The organism is Streptomyces gelaticus (assembly GCF_014649535.1).
In the GTDB taxonomy this organism is placed as follows: domain Bacteria; phylum Actinomycetota; class Actinomycetes; order Streptomycetales; family Streptomycetaceae; genus Streptomyces; species Streptomyces gelaticus.
This window is the reverse complement of sequence record NZ_BMTF01000024.1, coordinates 31404-54132: the sequence shown is the minus strand read 5'-3', so window position 1 is coordinate 54132 and position 22729 is coordinate 31404. Positions and strand designations below refer to the sequence as shown.

The window sequence follows — 22729 nt, the reverse complement described above, 5'->3', positions numbered from 1 at the left end:
CCATTGAATAGTAAGGGATGCACCGTGCTCGCTCTGCTGCTCGCCCTGGGCAGCTCACTCGCCTACGGGTGCGCCGATTTCCTCGGCGGCCTCGGCGCCCGCAAGGCACACGTGCTGCGTACCGTGATGATCGCGGCGCCGGCCAGCCTGGCGGTCGAGCTGCTGCTGTGGCCGTTCCTCGGCGCCTCGTTCGATGTCGGCGCCCTCGGCTGGGGGGCCGCGTCGGGGGTCGCCTCGGCGGCCGCGTTCGCCATGCTCTACCGGACCCTGGCGATCGGCCCGATGAACGTGCTCTCGCCCGTCACCGCGCTGGTCTCCGCCGCGCTGCCGGTCGTGGTGGGGCTGGCGCAGGGCGAGCACCTGGGCGCCGCCGGACTGCTGGGGCTGCCGCTCGCACTGGCGGCGGTGGTGCTGGTCAGCGCCGGGCACGGCGCCGGGGCGGCACGCCCCTCCCGCACCGCGCTGCTGCTGGCCCTCGGCGCGGGCGCCGCCATCGCGCTCCAGCTCGTGTTCCTGCACCAGGCGCCGTCCGACAGCGGGGTGGCCCCACTGATCGTGGGCCGGGCGATCTCCTCGGCCATCACCCTGACCGCGGCGGGGCTGCTGCACCGCAGGCTGGGCCCCGAGCGGCCCGCGTACGCGATGGCGGCGACCGCGGGCGTGCTGGACTCCCTGGCGAACCTGCTGTTCCTGCTCGCCGTCCGCAGCGGGGACCTCACCGTCGTCGCCGTGATCACCGCCCTCTACCCCGCGGGCACGGTCCTGCTGGCCCGCGGGGTGCTCGCCGAACGCATCCACCGCGGCCAGCTCGTCGGCCTGGGCACCGCCGCCGTCGCCGTCGGCCTCCTCGCCCTGACCTGACCCGAACCCACTTCCACCGCACCGCACCGCACCAAGGAACCCGCCATGCCCGCCTTCCACCTGTCCCCCGCCGTCGCCGAAGCCTTCCCCGACACCCTCATCGTCCTGGTCACCGCCACCGGCCTGCGCGGCCACGGACCCTGGCCCGGCACCACGGCCGCGCTGGCCGACCTGGAGCAGCGGCTCGCCGACGGGGGCTGGCAGCCCGCCGACGAGACCGACCCCCGGATCGAGGCGTGGCACACCGCCTACCGCTCCTTCGGCACCAACCCGCGCCGCATCCGCCCCAGCGTCGACGCGCTCGGCCGACGCCTCGCCAAGAAGGGCGCCCTGCCGCGCATCAACCCGGCCGTCGACTCCTACAACGTCGTCTCCGTCCGGCACGGCCTGCCCGCCGGGGCCTTCGACCTGGACCGGGTCACCGGCGAGGTCGTCATCCGCCGGGCGGACGGCACGGAGTCCTTCACCCCGCTCGGCGAACCGGACACCACCGAGCACCCGAAGCCCGGCGAGATCGTCTACGCGGACACCACCGATGTCCTGACCCGCCACTGGAACCACCGCGACGCCCACCGCACCCGCGTCACCGAGGACTCCACCCGCGTCGCCTTCATCCTCGAAACCCTCCACGCCGCCCGTGACGGCCATCTCCTCACGTCCGCGGCCGGGGAGTTGCAGGGCCTGCTCGCCCCGCACGCCGAACGGACCGCGGTGCACCACCTCGGCCCGGCACAACCACGGGTCACCGTCTGAGTCCCCCGTCGGCCGCCACGGGGCCGCGCGCGGGCGGTACGGGCAGGGAAGGCGTCACGCGGACCGGCAGGTCAGGCTTTGACCGCGGCCTGTTCCTGAGTGGCGTCGGCGTCGGCGTCGGCCTCGACTCGGCGCGCGGCCGGGATGGCGGCGGCGATCACCGCGGCGACCAGGGCGACGCCGCAGCCGGCCAGGAGGCCGGTACGGAAGCCGTTCTCGGAGGTGACGGTGTGGTCGCCCATGGTGACGGTCATCTGTGAGAGGACCACGCCGATCACGGCAGCGCCGATCGACGTGCCGAGGGAGCGCATGAGCGTGTTGAAGCCGTTGGCGGCGGCGGTCTCGGACAGCGGGACCGAGCCCATGATCAGTGCGGGCATCGCACCGTACGCCAGGCCGACACCGCTGCTGGTCACCATGCCGACCACCATCAGGCCCCACGCGGAGCCCATGAGCACCAGCGCCAGGCCGTAGCCGACCGCGATGACCAGGATGCCGCACACCAGGGTGAACTTCGGTCCCCGTGCCCAGGGGCCGATGTCGATCGGTGAGCTCAGCGACGCCTTCGGGCTCGACGCCTCCACCCTCAACCGGCAGACCGCGGCGGCCATGCGCGCCGGACTCGTGGAACGCATCCCGGACCCCGAAGGCGGCATGGCCCGCAAGTTCCGGATCACCGACGAGGGCGCCCGCATGCTCGACGCGGAACGCGAGGGTCTCGTCCGCTCCCTGGAACGGGTCATGGCCGACTGGTCGGACGAGGACATCTCCGGCTTCGCCGCCTACCTGAGGCGCTTCAACACCGACATCGAGCGCCTGGGCGGCCGCCCCTGGCCGCGCCCCTGACCGTTCGCGGCACCTGGCCCGTGCCCGGCCGGCACGACCGCGGCGCCACGACGTCCGCGGTGCGGCCGACCGGAGAATCCGTTCGACAGCGCGCCGCACCGCCCGGCAGAGTCCGTCCATGAAGCCGCAGCACTGGCCCCTGTACGGGCTCCGCCTCCGCACGCCCCGCCTGGAACTCCGCCTCCCCGACCTGGAGTTGCTGAACGACCTCGCGTCGGTCGCCGCCGACGGGGTGCACGCGCCGGGCGAGATGCCGTTCACGGTCCCCTGGACCGCCGTACCGCCCGAGGAGCGCGGCAGGGCGGTGTTCCAGCACGTGCTGTCCACCGTCGCCGACTGGTCGGTCCAGGACTGGGCGTTGAGCCTCGCCGTGCTGTACGAGGGCCGGGTGGTCGGGCGGCAGGACCTCACGGCGAAGGACTTCGCCGTGACCGGCCAGGTCGCCACCGGGTCGTGGCTGGGCCTCGCCCACCAGGGCCGGGGCATCGGCACCGAGATGCGGGCCGCCGCCCTGCACCTCGCCTTCGACGGCCTCGGGGCCCGGTCCGCGGTGTCGTCGGCGATGACCGACAACGCGCGCTCGCTGGGCGTCTCGCGCCGGCTCGGCTATCTGCCCGACGGCATCGAGGTCGCCGCCGTGCGGGGAGCACCCGTCACCCTGCAACGGCTGCGGATGGACCGTGCGCGCTGGGAGGAGTGCCGGAGCGTCGAGGTCACCGTCGAGGGACTCGACTACTGCCGGGAGGAGTTCGGGGCATGACCCTGCTCGTGCACACCTTCGTCCACGACGAGCAGGGCAATCGGCAGCTTCTCGACGACCCCGATGACGGCAGCGACATGGCCGGGTTCGAGAACAGCCGGACCAGGCTCTGGGGCTCGGAGTGCGCACGGACGCTCGGGGCCCGGTTCCTTCCCGAACTGGCCACCGCCGACCTCCACGTACAGCCGGAGGACGTCGAGGACTTCCTCGCCGAGTGCCAACTGCTGCGCGGACACACGGCGGAGCTCGCCGCACACAGCGGCTACCGGGAGGACTACGTGGCGGCCCGGCTCGTCAACATCACCCGTGCCGCGCTGCGGGCCCGATCGGTGGGCGGCGGAGTCCTGGTCTGGTGAGCGGCGGCCGGGGCAGGGTGGAGCGCGAGCACCGGGGCCGTCCGGCGGCCGGAGGCGCGCGGTCGCCGGGACGGGCCCGGTCGGTTCACTCGGCGGCCCAGGGGACCTGCGGCGCCCGGTAGTAGTTGACGCCCAGCGCGGAGAGCCTCGGGCCCTGCGCGCCCAGCCGCACCTTGTACGCGTCCCAGTCGTGCGTGGCCGCGGGCGACCAGCCGAGCTCCGCGACCCCGGGCAGCCGGGGGAACGCCATCTGCTCGATCTCGTCGTTGTCGGTCAGGGTCTCCGACCAGAGCGGCGCCTCGACACCGAGGACCGAGTCCTCCGGGACGCCGGCCAGGTACGTCGCCGGGTTCCAGTCGTACGAGCGCTGGACCGGGACGTAACCGGCCCAGGCCAGGCCCAACTCGGTGTCCTTGTCGTACTTCATGTCGAGGTAGCTGCGGTCGGCCGGGGACAGCACCAGCTTCGTGCCGTGCGCGGCGGCGTCCGCGACCTGCTGGCGCTCGGCAGCGCCCGTTTGGTCGTAGCCCCAGTACTGGGCGACGGCGCCCTTCACCGGGGTGCCCCCGGTCAGCTGGTGCCAGCCCACCACGGTCTTGCCGTACTTGCCGACGACGGCCTGCGCCTTGTCCATGAAGGCCACGTAGTCCTCGTGGCTGGTGGAGTGCGCCTCGTCGCCGCCGATGTGGAGGTACTTGCCGGGGGTGAGCGCGGCGAGCTCACGGACCACGTCGTCCACGAAGTCGTACGTGACGGCCTTCGGGACGCAGAGCGAGCTGAAGCCGACGTCGGTGCCGGTGTACAGCGGCGGCGCGACCCCGTTGCAGTTCAGCTCCGCGTACGAGGCGAGTGCCGCGTTGGTGTGGCCGGGCAGGTCGATCTCCGGCACGACCTCCAGATAGCGGGAGGCCGCGTACCGGACGATCTCCTTGTAGTCGCTCTTGGTGTAGTAGCCGCCGGGGCCGCCGCCGACCTCCGTCTGCCCGCCGTACGTGGCGAGCCGCGGCCAGGAGTCGATGGCGATCCGCCAGCCCTGGTCGTCGGAGAGATGCAGATGGAGCTTGTTCATCTTGTAGAGGGCGAGCTGGTCGATGTAGCGCTTGACCTCGGCGACGGAGAAGAAGTGCCGGGAGACATCGAGCATCGCGCTGCGGTACGCGTAGCGCGGCGCGTCCGTGACCGTGCCGCCCGCGACCGTCCACGGGCCCTTCTGCGGGCTCTTCTTCTCCACGTCGGCCGGGAGCAGCTGACGGAGCGTCTGAACGCCGTGGAAGAGTCCCGCGGGGGCGCCCGCGGTGATGGTGACGGAGCCCCGGCCCGACTTCAGTCTGTAGCCCTCGGCGCCCAGTCCGCCGTTGCGGGGGTCGAGGCGCAGCCGGATGCCGTTGCCTGCGTCGCCGGTGACGGGCAGCGGGTATCCGGTGGACGGGCGCAGCACGCCCGCGAGGTAGTCGCCGACCTTCCGGGCCTCGCGGGAACCGTCGACGCGGATCCTGGTGTCCGCGGTGATGGTGTACGGGGAGCCGCCCGGCTTCGCCTCGGCAGGGGCGGGGACGAGCCGGCCGAGCGGACGGGGCGGGGCGGCGGGGCCGCTGTTCGCCGCCGCTCCCCCCGGGGCCGCGCCGACACCGGAGATCCCGGCCGCCGTGACGAGCAGCAGCGAGCCGAGAAGGCGGGGCAGTGCGGTGCGCTGTGTCCTGTGCAGTCTCACAAGCCGGGTCCCTTTCGACGGGTTCACACCTGTGGATCTCCTGAGCAACCGAACCATCACCATGCGTATCGCGCGTCTCACGGATGGTCAAGGTGTAGACCACTCCCCCGTTCTGCGGCTGAGAGAATCTGCCGCATGGCAGAAATAATCCAGCGCGACGGGACCTGGACCTTCGACGGCGAAGCGGTGCGGATCGTGCCGGGCCGGGGCAAGGGGATCCATCCGCTCCGGCAGGAGCTGGGTGAATGCGTGGTCCCGCTGCGGGCATTGGCGGGCATCTCCTTCGAACCGGACCGCAAGGGCGGTCGGCTGCGACTGCGGCTGCGCGACGGCGCGTGCCCGGTCCTGCGCGCGGCCGACGGCCGGCTCAAGGGCGCCTCGGACCCCTACCAGCTGGTGGTGGAGAAGGACCGGAACGGGGTGGCGGAGTACTTCGTCGACGAGGTGCGCGGCGCTCTGCTGGTCGAGCAGGTGCCCACCGACGCGGTGGACGGCTTCCTGCTGCCGGGGCCCGCGGTGCCGGTCGCCGGTGGCGGCGGGGACGGCACGGCCTCGTTCGACGGGGAGACCGTCCGCCTCACCTGGAACTGGAAGGCCAATGAGGCCAAGATCTCGGGCGGTCCGGTCGCATTCCCGGTGTCGGAGGTGACCGACGTGCGGTGGCTGCCCTCCATCGGTCTGGAGAACGGGCACCTGCGCTTCGTACGGGGCAAGGGCCCGACCCCGGCGGCCGAGCACGACCCGTACTCACTGGACCTGTGGGGGCTGTCCAAGAAGGAGTACACGGCGGTCCTGGTCGCGGCGGCGGTCCTGGTGCGGCTGCCCGACGCACCGGGCCCGGCCCCCGCGAGCATCGCGCCCGCCGGGATCGCGGCCCCCGCCCCGGCGCCCGCACCGGCCGGCGACGATCACGACACACTGCTGCGCCGACTGCGCGAGCTCGGCGAACTGCACCGGTCCGGGGTCCTCACCGACGACGAGTTCACCGCCGCCAAGCAGGCCGTCCTCAAGCGCCTGTAGGCGACCGAGACCGCAATCACACCCGAGCCTGCCCGATATCGGGCAGAATTGTTGCGTAAGCGCCCTCACCACCGCAATATCAACGAGTGCTCGAACGCCGCCCGTCGCATGACGACCTCATCGAACACCTGGTGCGCAGCACCGCGCTCCAGCGCGGTGAAGCCGCCCGGGTGATCCTCGACGTGCTGGCGTACTTCGACGAGACGACCGACGACTTCGTCCGCCGCCGCCACCGCGAACTGCAGTCCGGCGGCCTGGTCAACGCGGAGATCTTCGAACGGATCGCGGCCGAGCTGCCGCACCGGGCGGTCGCGCCGCCGGAGCTCTCGCTCCGCCAGCTGCGCCGCATCGTCTACGGCTGAGCAACGAGCACCACAGGTACGTCGATGGAGGGGCAGAGAACTCATGTGCGGAATCGTCGGATACATCGGGAAGCGTGATGTGGCTCCGCTGCTGCTGGAGGGGCTGCAGCGGCTGGAGTACCGGGGTTACGACTCCGCGGGCATCGTCATCACCGGCAAGGCATCGGCCGGCAAGCCCGCCACCCTGCGGATGGTCAAGGCGAAGGGCCGGGTCCGCGAGCTGGAGGCCCGCGTCCCCAAGCGCTTCACCGGCACCACCGGTATCGCCCACACCCGCTGGGCCACCCACGGCGCCCCGAGCGACGAGAACGCGCACCCGCACCTGGACGCCGAGAACAAGGTCGCCGTCGTCCACAACGGCATCATCGACAACGCCTCCGAGCTCCGTGCGAAGCTCGTCGCCGACGGTGTCGTCTTCCTCTCCGAGACCGACACCGAGGTGCTGGTCCACCTGATCGCCCGCGCCCAGGCGGACACTCTGGAGGAGAAGGTCCGCGAGGCGCTGCGCTCGGTCGAGGGCACGTACGGCATCGCCGTCATGCACGCCGACTTCAACGACCGCATCGTGGTCGCCCGCAACGGTTCCCCGGTGGTGCTCGGCATCGGCGAGAAGGAGATGTTCGTCGCCTCGGACGTCGCCGCGCTGGTCGCCCACACGCGCCAGGTCGTCACCCTGGACGACGGCGAGATGGCCACCCTCAAGGCCGACGACTTCCGTACGTACACCACGGAGGGCTCGTCCACGACGGCCACGCCGACCACCGTGGAGTGGGAGGCCGAGTCGTACGACATGGGCGGCCACGACACGTACATGCACAAGGAGATCTCCGAGCAGGCCGACGCGGTCGACCGGGTGCTGCGCGGCCGGATCGACGACCGCTTCGCCACCGTGCACCTGGGCGGCCTCAACCTGGACGCCCGGGAGGCGCGCGGGGTCCGCCGGATCAAGATCCTGGGCTGCGGCACCTCGTACCACGCGGGCCAGATCGGCGCCCAGCTGATCGAGGAGCTCGCCCGCATTCCCGCGGACGCCGAGCCCGCCTCCGAGTTCCGCTACCGCAACCCGGTCGTCGACCCGGACACGCTGTACGTCGCGGTCTCCCAGTCCGGCGAGACGTACGACGTGCTGGCCGCCGTCCAGGAGCTCAAGCGCAAGGGCGCCCGGGTGCTCGGTGTCGTCAACGTGGTGGGTTCGGCGATCGCCCGGGAGGCGGACGGCGGTACGTACGTCCACGCCGGTCCCGAGGTCTGCGTCGTCTCCACCAAGTGCTTCACCAACACGGTCGTCGCGTTCGCGCTGCTCGCCCTGCACCTGGGCCGGATCCGTGATCTGTCGGTCGCCGACGGCAAGCGGATCATCGAGGGGCTGCGCAGGCTGCCCGCCCAGATCAGCGAGATCCTGGCGAACGAGGACGAGATCAAGAAGATGGCGGCCGAGTACGCGGACGCCAAGTCGATGATGTTCATCGGCCGGGTGCGCGGCTATCCCGTCGCCCGTGAGGCCTCGCTGAAGCTCAAGGAGGTCTCGTACATCCACGCCGAGGCGTACCCGGCCTCCGAGCTGAAGCACGGGCCGCTGGCGCTGATCGAGCCCGCGATGCCGACGGTCGCGATCGTGCCGGACGACGACCTGCTGGAGAAGAACCGCGCCGCGATGGAGGAGATCAAGGCCCGCAGCGGCCGGATCCTCGCCGTCGCCCACCAGGTGCAGGAGAAGGCCGACCACACCATCGTCGTGCCGAAGAACGAGAACGAGCTGGACCCGATCCTGATGGGCATCCCGCTCCAGCTCTTCGCCTACCACACGGCGCTGGCCATGGGCCGCGACATCGACAAGCCGCGCAACCTGGCGAAGTCCGTCACCGTCGAGTAGGCCCGTGTACGGGGCGGCCCTGCGCGCGGAACGCTTTCCCGGCGTGCGCGGGGCGCCCCGAACCCGCCACCGAGGGCATCAATTGCCGGTTTATGCAGGCGAGTTGACGCCACTTCGAACGAGGGTCACCCGACAGGCTCTCAGGGGATGACGACGACGGGGCGCTGCGCACGCCGCGCAAGGCGGCCCGCCACCGAGCCGAAGATGCGGCCGACGATGCCGTGCGTGGAGCCGACGACAATGGCGTCGGCCGAGTACTCCCGGCCGACCTCCTCCAGCTCGTGGCAGATGTCCCCGCCCCGCTCGACGAGGACCCAGGGCACCTCGGAGAGGTAGTCCGCGCAGGCGAGCTCCAGGCCGAGCACCTCGGTCCGGTGGTCGGGCACGTCCACGAAGACGGGCGGCTCGCAGCCTGCCCAGACCGTGGTCGGCAGCCGGTTGGCGACATGGACGATGATCAGGCCGGAACCCGATCTTCGGGCCATCCCGATGGCATAGGCGAGGGCGCGTTCGCTGGAGGTCGAGCCGTCGAAGCCGACGACGACCCCGTGGCGGAACGCGGGATCGCAGGAGTGACGTGTTTCTTCGACCGTCTGCGGGTCCGACATGGGATCGGCTACCTGCTTGCGGTCGGCGGGTTCGGGGATTTCATGACCGGCCATCGGTGTCTCGGCGAAGAGAGTCCTCGTGAGGAGAGCGACTTGGGGAAGGTGCGTCAGCGGGCGGTGTTGCGGTGTCCGGGAATCATCTTCCCAACCCCTTACCCCCAAGGGTACGGCGCCACTCCTCCACTGCCCAGACCCGCGTAAAGCGCACGCGACGTTTCACGGAGCATGCCCGAGGCGGACCCGTATGGCAATGCCGCTTGTGCCGTACACCGACGCCGCCGGGCCCGCACGGCCGCCCTCGGTGACCGGACGGAGCCGGATCCGTCCCGCTGCGGGCCGCATGCGCGGCCCGGCTCCCCGGGGCGGCCGTGGAGTGGATCACCGGCCCGTCACCAACCGCCGGGCCGGCATCCCGGCCCCCCGGTCCCCGGAGTCACACCACACCCGCTCCGGACCGTCCGCCCCGCTCCCGGCGATCCCTTTCGACAGGGGACCGACACCGGCCCGCCGGGCGGAATCCGGTCGCTGCCGGTTGCCGACGCGCCGTTCCGTACGATCAGCCGTCCGACCTGCCCAGGGGGCGCAAAGAAGCGGTTGATCACCCGGGTTGTGCGCCGGTTCAATGACTGAATCACGTATGCACAACCATCTATTTTCAGCCAACTTCATACCCCTACCCATTCCTTGCCGAATTGGCCGATCAACCCCCTTGTCGCCAGGCAGGAAGAGACCGCGCGGTACGCTTCCACCCAATGGGGACGGGCCATGAACGCCAGGCGCACTTCCCTGCACGCCTGTCGGATGAAACGCTTCGTGATCGAATGCTTCCCGCCAAGTTGCCTTGTCGACATAACGCCGGTTGGTGAACTTGTCACGCCGGCACCACAGGACGCAGTAGATTCGATCTTGGGCATCGAAGTCTGGGGAGCCCGTGCAGGACCGAGGGGAACAGTGCAGTGCGACAGGCCCGTAAGGACCAGGGAGACGCGAACACCGAGGGGGGCTTAGCGTCATGAGCCAGGACTCCGCCGCCGTGACGGAGGCTGTACGGAAGCTCAGCGGTCGTCGACGACGAGAAGTCGTCGCCGTGCTGCTGTTCAGCGGCGGCCCCATCTTCGAGAGCTCGATCCCGCTCTCCGTGTTCGGAATCGACCGCCAGGACGCGGGAGTTCCGCGTTACCGACTCCTCGTCTGCGGCGGGGAGGAAGGGCCCCTGCGGACCACAGGGGGACTCGAACTCACCGCGCCCTACGGGCTGGAGGCGATCAGCAGGGCCGGCACCGTCGTGGTGCCCGCCTGGCGTTCGATCACCTCGCCACCGCCCGCCGAGGCATTGGAGGCGCTGCGCCGCGCCCACGAGGAGGGCGCCCGCATCGTCGGTCTGTGCACCGGCGCGTTCGTGCTCGCCGCCGCCGGCCTGCTGGACGGCCGACCGGCGACCACGCACTGGATGTACGCACCGACGCTGGCCAAGCGCTACCCGTCGGTCCACGTCGATCCGCGTGAGCTCTTCGTCGACGACGGCGACGTGCTCACCTCCGCCGGGACAGCGGCAGGCATCGACCTCTGTCTGCACATCGTCCGCACGGACCACGGCACGGAGGCCGCCGGGGCACTGGCCCGTCGGCTCGTCGTGCCGCAGCGGCGCAGTGGCGGCCAGGAGCGCTATCTCGACAGGTCTTTACCTGAGGAGATCGGCTCCGACCCGCTCGCCGAGGTCGTGGCCTGGGCACTGGAGCATCTGCACGAGCAGTTCGACGTGGAGACGCTGGCCGCTCGCGCCTACATGAGCAGGCGGACCTTCGACCGCAGGTTCCGCTCGCTCACCGGCAGCGCACCGCTCCAGTGGCTGATCACCCAGCGGGTACTGCAGGCGCAGCGGCTGCTGGAGACGTCCGAGTACTCGGTCGACGAGGTGGCGGGCCGCTGCGGCTTCCGCTCGCCGGTCGCGCTGCGCGGACACTTCCGGCGTCAGCTGGGCTCCTCCCCCGCCGCGTACCGGGCCGCCTACCGGGCCCGCCGTCCGCAGGGCGGTGGCGCGGAGCCCGTGACCGCGGTGACCGAGCCCGTGGTGCCCGCGCAGGGCAACGGGGCGATCCGGCGCGCCGCGGCCACGGCCGCACCGCCGGGCCCGCATGTCATCACGGCGCCGACGGCCGGCCCGGTCCAGTCGGAGCAGGGGAAACCCGGCCCCGACGCGTACACGACCGGCCGCCCGACCCTGCCGGGGCAACGGAGTGCCCCGTAGGGTGGAACCATGAACGATCGCATGGTGTGGATCGACTGCGAGATGACCGGGCTCTCGTTGACGGAAGACGCACTCATCGAGGTGGCCGCGCTGGTCACCGACTCGGAGCTGAACGTGCTCGGCGAAGGGGTGGACATCGTGATCCGCCCGCCGGACTCGGCCCTGGAGACCATGCCCGAGGTGGTGCGGCAGATGCACACCGCCTCGGGCCTCCTCGACGAGCTGGCCGGGGGCACGACCCTGGCCGACGCCGAGGCCCAGGTGCTGAACTACGTCCGTGAGCATGTGAAGGAGCCCGGCAAGGCCCCGCTCTGCGGGAACTCCGTCTCCACCGACCGCGGTTTCCTGGCGCGGGACATGGCGGCCCTGGAGGGCTACCTCCACTACCGGATCGTCGATGTCTCCTCGATCAAGGAGCTGGCGCGCCGCTGGTACCCGCGGGCGTACTTCAACAGTCCGGCCAAGAACGGCAACCACCGGGCGCTCGCTGACATCCGCGACTCGATCACCGAGCTCCGCTACTACCGCGAGGCGGTCTTCGTGCCGCAGCCCGGCCCGGACTCGGAGCGCGCGAAGGCCATCGCGGCGCATGTCGCGCCGCCCGCACCGTAGGACCTTGTGAAGCCGCTGGTCATAGCCCTTTCGGGGGGTGGGATCAGCGGCTGAACAACAGGGGAGCGAGCACCCTCTCGGACCCTGTACACTTTTTCTCGGCCGGTCAGAAAAAGACCGGGCATGGTGGGTATAGCTCAGATGGTAGAGCACCTGGTTGTGGTCCAGGATGTCGCGGGTTCGAGTCCCGTTACTCACCCTGAAGGAAGGGCCCCGGTCTTCGGACCGGGGCCCTTCCCGTGTCTGAGCCTCCTTCAGCAGGCAGCCGTGTGACGGTCGTCACGACGAGTCACGGACGACCAGTTCGGTAGGAAGCACGATCTGCGGGCGCTCCTGATGCTCGCGATCTCCTTCAGCAGGACGCGGGCCATTGTGCGGCCCAGCTCCTCGATCGGCCGGCTCGTACGGCCGGGGACGGCGGTACGCCGGTGTCGGCCCTCCGCGCCCGGAACGGCCATCCGCCGCAGGCCGGTACCGGCCGTCGACGCCTACCCGAAGACCGAGGGGGGCGGCGCCGGGGACGGCCTGGCGTCCGCGTCGCTCACCGGCGCCGCGCCGCCGGTGAAGTCGGCCAGCGCCCGCCCGTGTTCGACGCGTCCGGGGTGCGGATCGGTCGCGATCCGACGGGTCAGCTCCGCGACCTTCAGCGGCAGGTCCGAGGCGAGCAGCACGGCGTTGCCGAAGCGGCGGCCTCGCCACACGGCCGGGTCGGCGGCGAGGGCCAGTTCGGGGAAGAGGGCGGCCGCGGTGGCGATCTGTCCGCGCAGATGGGTCAGCGGCGGCCCGTCCGCCAGGTTGGCGACGTAACTCCCGCCGGGCTTCAGGACCCGGCGGACCTCGGCGAGGAACTCGGTGCTGGTGAGGTGCGCGGGGGTACGGGCTCCGCTGAACACATCGGCGATGACGAGATCGGCCCAGCCGTCCTGGATCTTCCCCAGCCCGGCGCGGGCGTCGGTGGCCCTGACCCGGATCCTGGCCTGCGGGTCCAGCGGCAGCTCCCGGCGGACGAGTTGGACGAGCGCGGCGTCCACCTCCACGATCTGCTGGGTGGAGCGGGGCCGGGTAGCGGCGATGTAGCGGGCGAGCGTGAAGGCGCCGCCGCCCAGGTGCACCACGTGCAGGGGCTGCCCGGGGGGTGCGACGAGATCGGCGATGTGACCGATCCTGCGCTGGTACTCGAAGGACAGGAACGTGGGGTCGTCGAGATCCACATGGGACTGCGGGGCGCCGTCCAGCGTCAGCGTCCAGGCGCGCGGCCGCTCCCGGTCGGGGACCAGCTCGGCGACGGAACCGTCCACCGGTTCGGCGAGGCGCTCCGCCCTGCGCCCGCCGCGCCCGGCACCGCGTTCGGCCCTGCCACCGGTCCCGTCCTCGGCCGTGCTCCCGGCCCTGCTCCCGGTCTTGCGGTCGGACCGCTTACGGGCGCCCGCACCTCCGCTCGACCCTCCTCGACGTGCCACCGCTGCTCGTGCCCGCTCACTGCTCTTCGCTCCGGACCGGTGGGGAACCGGCCGTGCCGGGGAATCCCGCCCACCTGCCCATTATGGGCGCGCCTGCGAGGAGGCTGCGGTCAGCGGCAGTTGTCGGCCGCCTCGATCAGCCGGGCCGCCTGGTCGAGTGCGGCCCGCAGCACCGCCGGGTCGGTGACCGGGGCGTCGGCCTCGGGCGGCAGCAGCCAGCCACTGCCGGTGCCGGGCGGCTCGGCGGGGATGCGCAGTCCGCGGCCGGCGGTCTGCGTACAGGCGCTGCCCGGTACGTCCCACGCCTCGGCGGTCCCCGGCGGCACCAGGAAGCCGAGGGTGTCACAGGCGCCGTCGTGTACGACCGGGCCGACGTCCTGCTCGGCGTCCCGGCGCAGGATGTCCACGGCCTCCAGCCCCTGGCGGGCCGGGACGGTCACCAGTTCACAGGGTTCGCCGCCGTGGTCGTCCGCGGCAGTGGTGGGCGCCGGGGCCCCCGTCGCGGCCGGGGTCGTCGCTGTCATCCGCGATTCGGTCTCCGTGCCGGGGTGCAACAAGGGACCTCTCCTCTCATCGCCGGGCGGAGCCGGATTCCGTCTCCGCAAGGACCAACGCGCCGACGGCGTCAAGGGCTACGGTGCCACGCCGCCGCAAAGGGTGGCAGTTCATGGCAGATCGCGGGCGAGATGCCCCGCTTTGCTCTTAAACGTTCCGTGTGTACCTCGTCACAGCGGGTACGTTCTTGCTCCGCCGGGACACCGGAAGCAGGAAGCCCGGCTGCAGAAGAGCTGCAGAAGAGAGGTCCCCGCCCATGGTGTCGACAGGGGCAGTACCCAACCTCACCTTCCGGCGGCTGCGCGGTCGGCGCTCCGCCGGGGAGTTCGCTGCCGCGGTACGCAGATCGGCCCGCGAGATCGGCGAGCAGGTCGCGTGCGACGCCCGGTACATCGGACGCGTGGAGTCGGGGGAGATCCGCTGCCCCAACTACGCGTACGAACGGGTCTTCCTGCACATGTTCCCCGGGGCGACCCTGGCGGACCTGGGCTTCTCGCCGCGCGAAACCGTACGCGGCCGGGGGGCACGGACCACCGCCGAAACCCCACCGTCCCCCACGCTCCACAGCAACCCCGACGAGGAGAGCGACGTGCTGCGTCGCGTATTCATGACGAGCGGCACCACCACGATGGCGGCCGCGGCCCTGGGCCTGGGCCCCGGCTCCGCGTCCGCCGCTGCCGCCACCCCGCCCGACCCGCGCCGGGTCGGCGAGACCGAGGTGAGCGCCGTCGAGAAGGCGGTGCGGCAGATCCGGCTGCTCGACGACCGGCACGGCGGCGACGGCCTGTACGGCAAGGCGTTCCAGCCGCTGCGGGCGGCGTACGCGCTGCTCGACTCCGGTACCACCACCAAGCGCACCACCGCCGACAGACTGCATGCCGGGGCGGGCGAACTGGCCATCTCGGTGGGCTGGCTGGCCCATGACTCGGGCCGGTTCGAGGAGGCCCGCTCGCACTACGCGGAGGCGCTCGCCACGGCCCGGGTAGCCGTTGATCCGGCGCTGGAGGCACATGCCTTCTGCAACACGTCGTTCCTGGCCCGGGATATCGGGCGGCCCCGCGAGTCGGTACGGGCGGCGGAGGCCGCGCAGCGGGCGGCGAAGCCGCTGGGCTCGCCCCGGCTGCTGGCGCTGCTCGCGCTGCGGGAGGCGGGGGGCCGGGCAGGGCTCGGGGACCGTGCGGGCTGCGAGCGGGCCCTCGGCCGGGCGCACACCGCGTTCGGGCGCGGTCCGTGCGACGCCGATCCGGAGTGGATGACCTTCTTCCGGGAGGCGGAGCTGGAGATGCTGGAGGCGCAGTGCTGGTCGGCGCTGGGTGACTGGTCGCGGGCCGCCCGGCACGCGCTGCGGGCCACCCGGCTCCAGGACCCGCACTTCACCCGGAACCAGGCGCTGTACCGGGCCGAGCTGACCTGGGACCTCGCCCGCGCGGACCGGGCCGTGGAGGCGGCGGCGGCCGGCCATCAGGTGCTCGACCTGCTGGTCCGTGTCCGGTCGACCCGCATCCGGGCGATGCTGGCGCAGGCGGTGGGGGTCCTGACGCCCCGGCGGGGCGTTGCGGAGGTGCGGGAGTTCCTGGAGCGGCACGCGGAGGCCGCGGCCTCCGCGTAGGACCTGTCCGGCCCTAACGATCCAGGTGGCCCGTGTCGTTCCAGCGTTCGATCGCGGGGGCTCCGTACGCCCAGCCCAGCACCGAGAGCGAGGTCGGGTCGAGCCGGATCCGCGCCGCGAACGACACGTCCTCACCGAGCCACCGCGCCCCCAGCGCCCGCAGGATGTGCCCGTGGGCGAAGACCAGCACATCGCGGTCGGCCGAGCGGGCCCACGCCACGATCTCGTCGGCGCGGGCGGACAGCTCGGCCGGGGTCTCCCCCTCCGGCACCCCGTCGCGCCAGATGAGCCAGCCGGGCCGGATCGCCTGGATCTCGGCCGGAGTCATCCCCTCGTACGCCCCGTAGTCCCACTCCATGAGCGCGTCCCACGGCTCGGCCCGGTCCGCGAATCCCGCGATCTCGCAGGTCTCCCTGGCCCGCTGCAACGGGCTGGTGCGCACTTCCAGGCGCGGCAGCCCGGCCCACGGCCCGCGCCGCAGCCGCTCGCCGAGGAGCTTCGCGCCCGCCCGGCCGGTGTCGAGCAGCGGGATGTCCGTCCTGCCGGTGTGATTGCCCTTGACGGACCATTCCGTCTGGCCGTGCCGGGCGAGCAGGATACGCGGTGCCATGACGGCTCTCCCTGAACTGAGATCTGAGGCCGGCGATCAAGACGATATGGATCATCCGGTTTTCCCATCATCGCGCACGTGATCGCGAGGCAACCTCCCGGCCCGGACCGACGTCAACACTCTGAGCGGAGAAATCTGCGCGCGCACGGGGCTCCGAAAAGGACCCCGGAGGAACCGCGACCGAACCGCACCGTACGGTTGAACGCCCGCCGTCGGTCGCATGAACACATGATGGAGAGCTTCCGGATGCAGCATGCCAGCACCGCGCCCGTGCCGCGCCCGCGGCCCCGTTGGTGGACCGAGCTGCCGCTGCTGGCCCTCGTGTACGGGGCCTATTCGGCGGGCCGCCTGCTGGCGCGCGGCGACGTGTCCACCGCCGTCGACCACGGCCTGAGCATCCTGAGCCTGGAGAAGACGCTCCACATCAACCTGGAGCATCCGCTCAACCGGCTGCTCACCGCGCACCCCACGATAGGCATACCCTCCGACTTCATATACGCGTCCCTGCACTACCTCGTCACCCCGGCCGTCCTGGTCTGGCTCTTCCGCCGCCGCCAGGAGGTCTACCGCAGGGCCCGCACCTGGCTGATGACCTCCACGCTGCTCGGCCTGATCGGCTTCATGCTGCTGCCGACCTGCCCGCCCAGGCTGCTTGAGGCCCGATACGGCTTCGTGGACACGATGGCGCAGTACAGCTCGTACGGCTGGTGGGGCACGGAGGCCAGCGCCCCGCGCGGTATGGGCGGGATGACCAACCAGTACGCGGCGATGCCGAGCCTGCACGTCGGCTGGGCACTCTGGTGCGGCATCCTGCTGTGGCGCCACAGCAAGAACCCGTACATCCGGGCCGCGGGCGTCGCCTACCCCCTGATCACCACCTTCGTGGTGATGGGCACGGCCAACCACTACTTCCTCGACGCGGTCGCGGGCGTCGCCGTGATGGGTGTCGGAGCCCTGCTGACCCGGCCCGTGATGCGGCTGGCGGACCGGATCAGGGACCGGGTCGGAGCACGCTTCCCACGGGTCGCCCCGGCCGCGGAGTCCCCGATTGTCAGTGCCGGATGCAAGACTTCCGCGGGTGAGCGAATCCCTGGCCAGCGGACCACCTCCGCAGACTCCACCGATGCCGCAGCAGCGGCCGACGCAGACGCCTCGGCCGGTCGCGCAACCCGGGCCGACACCGCCGCCCCCGCAGGAGCGGGAGCCGCGGGGGACGACACTCCGGCAGCGGCTCGCTGAGCTGCGGGGACCGGCCGTCCCGCCCCGCCCGCTGGACGCCCGCGCGCTGGCCGCCCTCGCCGCCAACCCCGGCTGCCGTCGCCGCGCCCTGCTCGACGGCGCCGGGGTGGACAAGGCCGCGCTGGCCGCGGCGCTCGGTTCACCGGCCCCCTTCGGCCAGTCCCAGTTCGCCCTCGTCCGGGGCAACGCCTTCGAGGCCAAGGTCAAGGCCGACGGGGGCACGGAGCTGATGCGGCTGCTGTACGAGCGCCTCGGCGGCGATGCCGGGGCGCCGCGCGAGGTCTCGGTGCCCGATCTGACGGCGGCAGGCCCAGAGGGCCGCGCCGCGCGTACGGCGCTGGCGCTGCGGGAGGCGACCGAGGCGGGCGGCTGGGCGCTGCTGGACCACCCGATGCTGGCCCTGGAGGTGGCGGGCTCCCCCGCCTACCTGGAGCCGGACGCGGTGGCGGTGCACCCCGACGGCACCTGGACGGTCGTCGAGATCAAGTCCTTCCCCACGGTCGACGGCTCGGCCGACGCGGCGAAGGTCGGCGCGGCGGCCCGGCAGTCCGCCGTCTACGTACTGGCGCTGGAACGGATCGCGGAGCTGACCGAGGGCGCCGAGGTGGGCCACCGGGTGCTGCTGGTCTGCCCGAAGGACTTCTCCAACCTGCCCACCGCCTCGGTCGTCGACGTACGCAAGCAGCGCGCGGTCACCCGCCGCCAGCTGACCAGGCTGACCCGGATCGAGGAGATCGCGGCAGCCCTGCCCGAGGGCACCACCTTCGACCCTCAGTGCCCCCGGCAGCAGCTCGACGCCGCGGTCGAATCGGTCGGCGCGGCGTACGCCCCGGAGTGCCTGGCCGCCTGCGAGCTGGCCTTCCACTGCCGGGCGAAGGCGCGCGAGGCCGGTGCGGTGGAGACGCTGGGGCGCAGTGTGCGCGGCGAGCTCGGCGGGCTGACCACGGTGGGCGAGGTGCTGGCGGCCGCCGCGGGCAAGGAGGGCGACCCGGCGGACCCGACGGTCGCGGCCCTGCGGCGCGCGGCGGCCCTGCGCGCCGAGGCGCTGGCGGGCGGTCCGGCATGTCGCTGATCAGCACCCTGGCCCGGCTGGAGGCCGTGGAGAGCGGCCGCGCCCGGCCGACGGCCACGGTCCTGCACCGCCATCTCACCGACCGGCCCCTCGTCCTGGTTCCGCTGACCACGGCCGGTGAGGCGGGCGCCCCGCTGGGCGCGCTCGTCGGGACCGACCGGGAGGCGCCCCGGCTGCTGACGGTCTCCCAGCCGCGCGACCGGGACCTGCGGTTCGCGTTCCTCGCCGAGCTGGCCGAGGCGGTGCTGCCGCACATGGAGGCGTACGAGGACGTCGTCGAGCCGGCCGAGCGCAACGAGACCGATCCGGAGACCGGGAAGAGGACCAGGGTCGAGGTCGAGCTGTGCGCGGACGCGCCGCAGCTGATCGTGCCGAGCCGGGCCGGCATCGAGTTCGTCCGGCTGCTGGGCCGCTCCATGCGGTTCCGCCGCACGGCCGAGGAGGACCCCGACACCCCGTACCCCGCGCCCGCCCGGGTCCCGCTGCTGGGCCGCTGGCTGACGCACTACGGGGAGCGGGCCAGGGTGCCCGGCTCCTCGCTGCTGCTCGCCGCGACCGATCTGCTGAACCGGCACTGGGCGACCGGCCAGAGCAGTCTGGAGGACCAGCACCTGGGCGCGCTGCTGGCCTGGATCGACGCCCCGGCGGGCGAGTCGGGCGCCTCGGCCGCGCTCCGCGCGGAGCTGGAGCGCGACGGCGAGGGACAGCTGCTGTGCCCGCCGGCCGGTCCGGCCACGGACCCGGCGTTCGACAACCGGCTGCTGGCGCCCGCCATCGAGAAGTACGACCGGGCGCGCACCTCGCTCGCGGCCGCCGAGGACGGCCTGGCGGCCGACGCCCGGCTCGCCGAACTGACTGCGGCCGAGCGGGAGATCAGAGCCCTGCTGGCCGACGTGACCCGGCCGACGTGGGACGCGGTGTGGCGCGGGCTCGACCTGCTGAGGGAGCTTCCCGAAGGTGCCAGGGCCGAGGACCGCTGGACCAGGGACCGCTGGTCGTTCACCGGCCATCGGGACCGGGTGCGCTCGGGCGAGCCGCCGCAGCCGCGCCGGGACGACGCGGTGACGGCGGCGCAGAAGCTTGCCTCGCGGGAGACGGCACAGGCCCAGCTGGAGGCCCAGGAGGCGCTGGACGATCCGCTGGTGCTGGCCGGGCGGCGGCTGGCCGGTGAGGCGTTCGTCGCCGGGGTGACGGAGGTGGTGATGGCGTACAGCGAGTCCAAGCGCCCCTCGCCGCGCCCGCTGGTCACGGTCCGCACGGACGAGCACCCGCATCTCGGCGAGCGCACCAAGGTGTACCGCTCGCTGGAGGGCAGGCCGCAGACCGCCGAGTTCGCAGGGTACGCCGAGCCGGAGGACGGGGGGCCGCCCCTTCTGGTGCTGCGGATCCTCGACCGGATGGGCCGGAGCAAGGAACCGGCCCCGGGCTCGGTGCCGGAGCCGGGCGACCGGATCGTCTGGACGCTCTTCGAGCACGATCAGCGCGGCGGCCCGAAGCTGCCGGACCCGGAGCAGACGCCCTGGACGCACGGCGGCCCGCCGGGTGCGGCCGGGCATACCGAGAGCCCCGACCCCGTGACCGCGGAGGACCTTCTGTGACGGCCGTATTCGACCCGGGCGCCCAGGCCGCGCGGGCGACCGACGCGATCCTCGCCGACACCCTGGGCGGTACGGAGCGCGGCATCGTGGTGGACTCCCCGCCGGGCGCGGGCAAGTCGACGCTCGTGGTGCGCGCCGCGCTCGAACTCGCGGCGGCCGGGCATCCGCTGATGGTGGTCGCGCAGACCAACGCCCAGGTCGACGACCTGGTGGTGCGGCTGGCCGAGAAGGATCCGGGGCTGCCGGTCGGCCGGCTGCACAGCAACGACACCGACCCGTACGACAAGGTGCTGGACGGGCTGGCCAACGTACGGAAGTCGGCCAAGGCGTCCGATCTCGCCGGGCTCGACGTCGTCATCTCGACGGCCGCGAAGTGGGCGCACGTGAAGAACGTCGAGCCGTGGGGCCACGCGATCGTCGACGAGGCGTACCAGATGCGTTCGGACGCGCTGCTGGCCGTCGCGGGGCTCTTCGAGCGGGCGCTGTTCGTCGGCGATCCGGGCCAGTTGGACCCGTTCTCGATCGTCGGCGCGGACCAGTGGGCGGGGCTCTCGTACGACCCGTCGGCGAGCGCCGTCTCCACGCTGCTCGCGCACAATCCCCGGCTGCCGCAGCACCGGCTGCCGGTGTCCTGGCGGCTGCCCGCCTCCGCCGCGCCGCTGGTCTCGGACGCGTTCTACCCGTACACCCCGTTCCGCAGCGGCACGGACCACGGCGACCGGCGGCTGTCCTTCGGTGTGGCATCCGACGGCTCGGCCCCGGACCGGGTGCTGGACGAGGCCGCGGATTCCGGCTGGGGGCTGCTGGAGCTCCCGGCCCGGCACACCCCGCGCACCGACCCGGAGGCGGTGCGCGCGGTGGCCCTGGTCGTCCGTCGGCTGCTGGACCGCGGCGGCGCGGCGACCAGCGAGCGTTCGCCGGACCCGGTGCCGGTGACGGCGGACCGCGTCGCGGTCGGCACCGCCCATCGCGACCAGGCCGCGGCGGTGCGGGCGGCGCTCGCGGAGCTGGGTGTGACGGGCGTCGCGGTGGACACGGCGAACCGGCTCCAGGGCCGCGAGTTCGATGTGACGGTGGTCCTGCACCCGCTCTCCGGCCGCCCCGACGCCACGGCCTTCCACCTGGAGACGGGCCGGCTCTGCGTGCTGGCCTCGCGCCACCGGCACGCCTGCATCGTGGTGTGCCGGGCGGGCGTCACCGAGCTGCTGGACGAGCACCCGTCGACGGAGCCGGTGCAGTTGGGTGTCACGGTGAAATTCCCGGACGGCTGGGAGGCGAACCACGCGGTGCTGGCGCATCTGGCGGAGCACCGGGTGCGGTGGCCGGGGTGACGGCTGCCGTGCGCCCGGCCCCCTTGCGCGACGTTGGACAATGGAGGGTGGTCATCGGGCCGACCCAAGGAGGCAACACCACATGGCACAACCCGAGCGGAACGGGCAGCAGCGGCTGCGCCCCGCGCCCCTGCTCTTCGAGCCGTCGGAGGCGGTCGCCGATCCGGAGCACTTCTTCGACCTGGAGTCGATGGAAGATCCGAAGGAGCTGCTGTCCCGCGCCACCGAACTGACCCTGGCGTTCCGTGCCGCGACCGACCGCGCGGCCGAGTTCCAGGCGATCGCGGCCGCCCAGCTCGCCGATCCGCGCCGGTTCGACCGGCTCACGACCGCGGACATCGCGCAGCGTGCGCAGTGGACCGAGGACTACGCCAAGAAGATGGTGGAGTTCGGCCGGAGCCTGCTGGGCGGTGCCGCTCCCTGAGAGCCGGTCCCGCACTCCGGGCAGAACCACTGGCATATGCCCGAGCGCAAGATACTCCTCCTGACCCCGCCCTGTCCCGGTTTCCGGCAACTCTCGGAACCCGGTCGATCACTCCCGGTAGATATGTCGGCATGACCGCATGGCTGCCAGACGAATCGACCCTGCACCACGGCGACGTCCGCCAGGACACCGGCCTCTTCGCCGTTCTGCGGAACCAGGCCGCGAACCAGACGGCGCACGTCACGGCGGCCGGCGCCGCCTGGCTCGCCGGCGCCGCCGCGTATCCGCGCAGCACGCTGGCCCAGTGGGAGGCCCATCCCTCCTTGCCCGGGGTCCTGCCGTGCGGATCGGCCTTCGACGTGGTGAACGTGCCCACTCTCTTCGGGCGTCGGATGCTGGAACACCTGTGGTCCGACGGCCCCGGATCCGGCCCGGTGGCCACGCACCGCGGACGGATGCTGCTGTTCGCCTCGCCCGGCACCGCCCAGCGGCTCCCCTCGCTGCTCGACTGGGAGGAGTGGGGCGGCGGCCCCGGGCCGAGAGCCGCCATGGGCCCGGGGGCCGCCGGCGAGGACACCGACGGCAAGGTCCCGCCGCTGATCTGTCACGGCACCGGGGACGCGGTGACCGTCCCACCCCTGACCTGCACCTCCACCACGCCCGGACCCCGCTGGCTGGTCGCCCCCGACACCCGTAGCCCCTGGCTGCCTGGCCCCGACGTACTGCTCTGGGCCTGTGTGCGGGTGACCAGGTCGGCGCCCTCGCCGGTGGCCCGGAATTCGATTTTTCCTCACGCCGATCCGGGTGCTAATGTCTACGAC

At 72.5% G+C, this 22729-nt stretch carries 22 protein-coding genes, 1 tRNA gene and 1 pseudogene; 18 read left to right on the top strand and 6 right to left on the bottom strand.

The features are described from left to right. Positions 1-24: 24 nt before the first annotated feature. Together IE107_RS27660 and IE107_RS27655 are read left to right on the top strand one after the other, a co-directional pair. A complete protein-coding gene (locus tag IE107_RS27660) occupies positions 25-861 on the top strand; it encodes an EamA family transporter (RefSeq protein WP_189547063.1) in 837 nt (278 codons plus the stop codon). Between the two features lie 45 nt (positions 862-906). Continuing rightward, a complete protein-coding gene (locus IE107_RS27655; protein WP_189547062.1) occupies positions 907-1614 on the top strand; it encodes a B3/B4 domain-containing protein in 708 nt (235 codons plus the stop codon). 71 nt (positions 1615-1685) lie between these two features. Here IE107_RS27655 and IE107_RS27650 read toward each other — a convergent pair. Next, positions 1686-2141 (bottom strand): annotated as a pseudogene (locus tag IE107_RS27650) (MFS transporter); the annotation flags it as partial. On the opposite strand from IE107_RS27650, the gene IE107_RS27645 reads away from it, so the two are divergent. From IE107_RS27645 to IE107_RS27635, 3 genes are all read left to right on the top strand, one after another. Then, a complete protein-coding gene (locus IE107_RS27645) occupies positions 2107-2460 on the top strand; it encodes a MarR family winged helix-turn-helix transcriptional regulator (RefSeq protein WP_229867284.1) in 354 nt (117 codons plus the stop codon). The pseudogene IE107_RS27650 and the gene IE107_RS27645 sit on opposite strands and share 35 nt — an antisense overlap. A gap of 118 nt (positions 2461-2578) precedes the next feature. Then, positions 2579-3220, top strand: coding sequence for a GNAT family N-acetyltransferase (locus tag IE107_RS27640; RefSeq protein ID WP_189547061.1), 642 nt, complete (start codon positions 2579-2581; stop codon positions 3218-3220). Further along, positions 3217-3576 carry a hypothetical protein gene (locus IE107_RS27635; protein WP_189547060.1) on the top strand — a complete coding sequence of 120 codons (360 nt, stop codon included), beginning with the start codon at positions 3217-3219 and terminating at the stop codon, positions 3574-3576. The genes IE107_RS27640 and IE107_RS27635 overlap by 4 nt, the downstream gene beginning before the upstream one ends. Positions 3577-3661: 85 nt before the next feature. Here the strand turns inward: IE107_RS27635 and IE107_RS27630 are convergent, their stop codons facing one another. After that, positions 3662-5344 (bottom strand): beta-N-acetylhexosaminidase, encoded by a 1683-nt coding sequence (locus tag IE107_RS27630; protein ID WP_189547113.1) that lies wholly within the window; start codon positions 5342-5344, stop codon positions 3662-3664. 78 nt (positions 5345-5422) lie between these two features. Between IE107_RS27630 and IE107_RS27625 the strand changes: the two genes are divergently transcribed. The 3 genes from IE107_RS27625 (at position 5423) to glmS (ending at position 8542) form a co-directional block, all read left to right on the top strand. Continuing rightward, positions 5423-6307, top strand: a complete 885-nt coding sequence (locus IE107_RS27625) for a DUF4429 domain-containing protein (RefSeq protein ID WP_189547059.1) — start codon at positions 5423-5425, stop codon at positions 6305-6307. A gap of 86 nt (positions 6308-6393) precedes the next feature. Next, positions 6394-6669: a hypothetical protein gene (locus IE107_RS27620; RefSeq protein ID WP_189547058.1), complete on the top strand. Its 276-nt coding sequence runs from the start codon at positions 6394-6396 to the stop codon at positions 6667-6669. 43 nt (positions 6670-6712) lie between these two features. After that, positions 6713-8542 carry a glutamine--fructose-6-phosphate transaminase (isomerizing) gene (gene glmS, locus IE107_RS27615; protein ID WP_189547057.1) on the top strand — a complete coding sequence of 610 codons (1830 nt, stop codon included), beginning with the start codon at positions 6713-6715 and terminating at the stop codon, positions 8540-8542. A 140-nt stretch (positions 8543-8682) separates the two neighbouring features. On the opposite strand, the gene IE107_RS27610 is transcribed toward glmS, so the two are convergent. Continuing rightward, positions 8683-9204, bottom strand: a complete 522-nt coding sequence (locus tag IE107_RS27610) for a universal stress protein (protein WP_189547056.1) — start codon at positions 9202-9204, stop codon at positions 8683-8685. 958 nt (positions 9205-10162) lie between these two features. On the opposite strand from IE107_RS27610, the gene IE107_RS27605 reads away from it, so the two are divergent. From IE107_RS27605 to IE107_RS27595, 3 genes are all read left to right on the top strand, one after another. Then, on the top strand, positions 10163-11398 hold the full coding sequence (locus tag IE107_RS27605; protein ID WP_189547055.1) for a helix-turn-helix domain-containing protein: 1236 nt from the start codon (positions 10163-10165) through the stop codon (positions 11396-11398). Between the two features lie 9 nt (positions 11399-11407). Then, complete coding sequence (gene orn, locus IE107_RS27600; RefSeq protein WP_189547054.1) at positions 11408-12010, top strand: oligoribonuclease; 603 nt, start codon at positions 11408-11410, stop codon at positions 12008-12010. Between the two features lie 126 nt (positions 12011-12136). Further along, a tRNA-His gene (locus tag IE107_RS27595) sits at positions 12137-12209 on the top strand. Positions 12210-12498: 289 nt separating this feature from the next. Here IE107_RS27595 and IE107_RS27590 read toward each other — a convergent pair. Together IE107_RS27590 and IE107_RS27585 are read right to left on the bottom strand one after the other, a co-directional pair. After that, the gene (locus tag IE107_RS27590; RefSeq protein WP_373302513.1) at positions 12499-13470 is read right to left on the bottom strand and encodes a spermidine synthase; all 972 of its coding nucleotides are present in this window, start codon (positions 13468-13470) and stop codon (positions 12499-12501) included. A gap of 110 nt (positions 13471-13580) precedes the next feature. Continuing rightward, the gene (locus IE107_RS27585; protein ID WP_229867282.1) at positions 13581-13994 is read right to left on the bottom strand and encodes a hypothetical protein; all 414 of its coding nucleotides are present in this window, start codon (positions 13992-13994) and stop codon (positions 13581-13583) included. Between the two features lie 287 nt (positions 13995-14281). Here IE107_RS27585 and IE107_RS27580 point away from each other — a divergent pair, with 287 nt between their 5' ends. Continuing rightward, positions 14282-15634: an NsdA family TPR-like regulatory protein gene (locus IE107_RS27580; protein ID WP_189547052.1), complete on the top strand. Its 1353-nt coding sequence runs from the start codon at positions 14282-14284 to the stop codon at positions 15632-15634. A gap of 13 nt (positions 15635-15647) precedes the next feature. Here IE107_RS27580 and IE107_RS27575 read toward each other — a convergent pair whose 3' ends face one another. Next, complete coding sequence (locus tag IE107_RS27575) at positions 15648-16244, bottom strand: histidine phosphatase family protein (RefSeq protein WP_189547051.1); 597 nt, start codon at positions 16242-16244, stop codon at positions 15648-15650. Between the two features lie 246 nt (positions 16245-16490). Between IE107_RS27575 and IE107_RS27570 the strand changes: the two genes are divergently transcribed. The 6 genes from IE107_RS27570 to IE107_RS27545 form a co-directional block, all read left to right on the top strand. After that, positions 16491-17483: a phosphatase PAP2 family protein gene (locus tag IE107_RS27570; protein ID WP_229867281.1), complete on the top strand. Its 993-nt coding sequence runs from the start codon at positions 16491-16493 to the stop codon at positions 17481-17483. Then, positions 17368-18555 carry a hypothetical protein gene (locus IE107_RS27565; protein ID WP_189547050.1) on the top strand — a complete coding sequence of 396 codons (1188 nt, stop codon included), beginning with the start codon at positions 17368-17370 and terminating at the stop codon, positions 18553-18555. Before IE107_RS27570 ends, IE107_RS27565 begins: the two co-directional genes overlap by 116 nt. Next, positions 18546-20153, top strand: a complete 1608-nt coding sequence (locus tag IE107_RS27560) for a hypothetical protein (protein WP_189547049.1) — start codon at positions 18546-18548, stop codon at positions 20151-20153. Before IE107_RS27565 ends, IE107_RS27560 begins: the two co-directional genes overlap by 10 nt. Beyond that, entirely contained in the window at positions 20150-21484 is a 1335-nt protein-coding gene (locus IE107_RS27555; RefSeq protein ID WP_189547048.1) for an AAA domain-containing protein, read from the top strand. Before IE107_RS27560 ends, IE107_RS27555 begins: the two co-directional genes overlap by 4 nt. A gap of 82 nt (positions 21485-21566) precedes the next feature. Continuing rightward, the gene (locus IE107_RS27550) at positions 21567-21908 is read left to right on the top strand and encodes a DUF8844 domain-containing protein (RefSeq protein WP_189547047.1); all 342 of its coding nucleotides are present in this window, start codon (positions 21567-21569) and stop codon (positions 21906-21908) included. A gap of 131 nt (positions 21909-22039) precedes the next feature. Then, the coding region (locus IE107_RS27545) for a hypothetical protein (RefSeq protein WP_189547046.1) at positions 22040-22729 on the top strand (690 nt) is incomplete at its 3' end.

Excerpts from the sequence above, each read along its gene's own strand:
- IE107_RS27630 (WP_189547113.1), bottom strand. The coding sequence starts at position 5,344 with ATGGTTCGGTTGCTCAGGAGATCCACAGGTGTGAACCCGTCGAAAGGG.
- glmS (WP_189547057.1), top strand. The coding sequence starts at position 6,713 with ATGTGCGGAATCGTCGGATACATCGGGAAGCGTGATGTGGCTCCGCTG.
- IE107_RS27655 (WP_189547062.1), top strand. The coding sequence starts at position 907 with ATGCCCGCCTTCCACCTGTCCCCCGCCGTCGCCGAAGCCTTCCCCGAC.
- IE107_RS27585 (WP_229867282.1), bottom strand. The coding sequence starts at position 13,994 with ATGACAGCGACGACCCCGGCCGCGACGGGGGCCCCGGCGCCCACCACT.
- IE107_RS27640 (WP_189547061.1), top strand. The coding sequence starts at position 2,579 with ATGAAGCCGCAGCACTGGCCCCTGTACGGGCTCCGCCTCCGCACGCCC.
- IE107_RS27645 (WP_229867284.1), top strand. The coding sequence starts at position 2,107 with ATGCCGCACACCAGGGTGAACTTCGGTCCCCGTGCCCAGGGGCCGATG.
- IE107_RS27565 (WP_189547050.1), top strand. The coding sequence starts at position 17,368 with ATGCCGCAGCAGCGGCCGACGCAGACGCCTCGGCCGGTCGCGCAACCC.
- IE107_RS27550 (WP_189547047.1), top strand. The coding sequence starts at position 21,567 with ATGGCACAACCCGAGCGGAACGGGCAGCAGCGGCTGCGCCCCGCGCCC.
- IE107_RS27610 (WP_189547056.1), bottom strand. The coding sequence starts at position 9,204 with ATGGCCGGTCATGAAATCCCCGAACCCGCCGACCGCAAGCAGGTAGCC.
- IE107_RS27575 (WP_189547051.1), bottom strand. The coding sequence starts at position 16,244 with ATGGCACCGCGTATCCTGCTCGCCCGGCACGGCCAGACGGAATGGTCC.
- IE107_RS27560 (WP_189547049.1), top strand. The coding sequence starts at position 18,546 with ATGTCGCTGATCAGCACCCTGGCCCGGCTGGAGGCCGTGGAGAGCGGC.
- IE107_RS27635 (WP_189547060.1), top strand. The coding sequence starts at position 3,217 with ATGACCCTGCTCGTGCACACCTTCGTCCACGACGAGCAGGGCAATCGG.
- IE107_RS27605 (WP_189547055.1), top strand. The coding sequence starts at position 10,163 with ATGAGCCAGGACTCCGCCGCCGTGACGGAGGCTGTACGGAAGCTCAGC.
- orn (WP_189547054.1), top strand. The coding sequence starts at position 11,408 with ATGAACGATCGCATGGTGTGGATCGACTGCGAGATGACCGGGCTCTCG.
- IE107_RS27570 (WP_229867281.1), top strand. The coding sequence starts at position 16,491 with ATGCAGCATGCCAGCACCGCGCCCGTGCCGCGCCCGCGGCCCCGTTGG.
- IE107_RS27580 (WP_189547052.1), top strand. The coding sequence starts at position 14,282 with ATGGTGTCGACAGGGGCAGTACCCAACCTCACCTTCCGGCGGCTGCGC.
- IE107_RS27625 (WP_189547059.1), top strand. The coding sequence starts at position 5,423 with ATGGCAGAAATAATCCAGCGCGACGGGACCTGGACCTTCGACGGCGAA.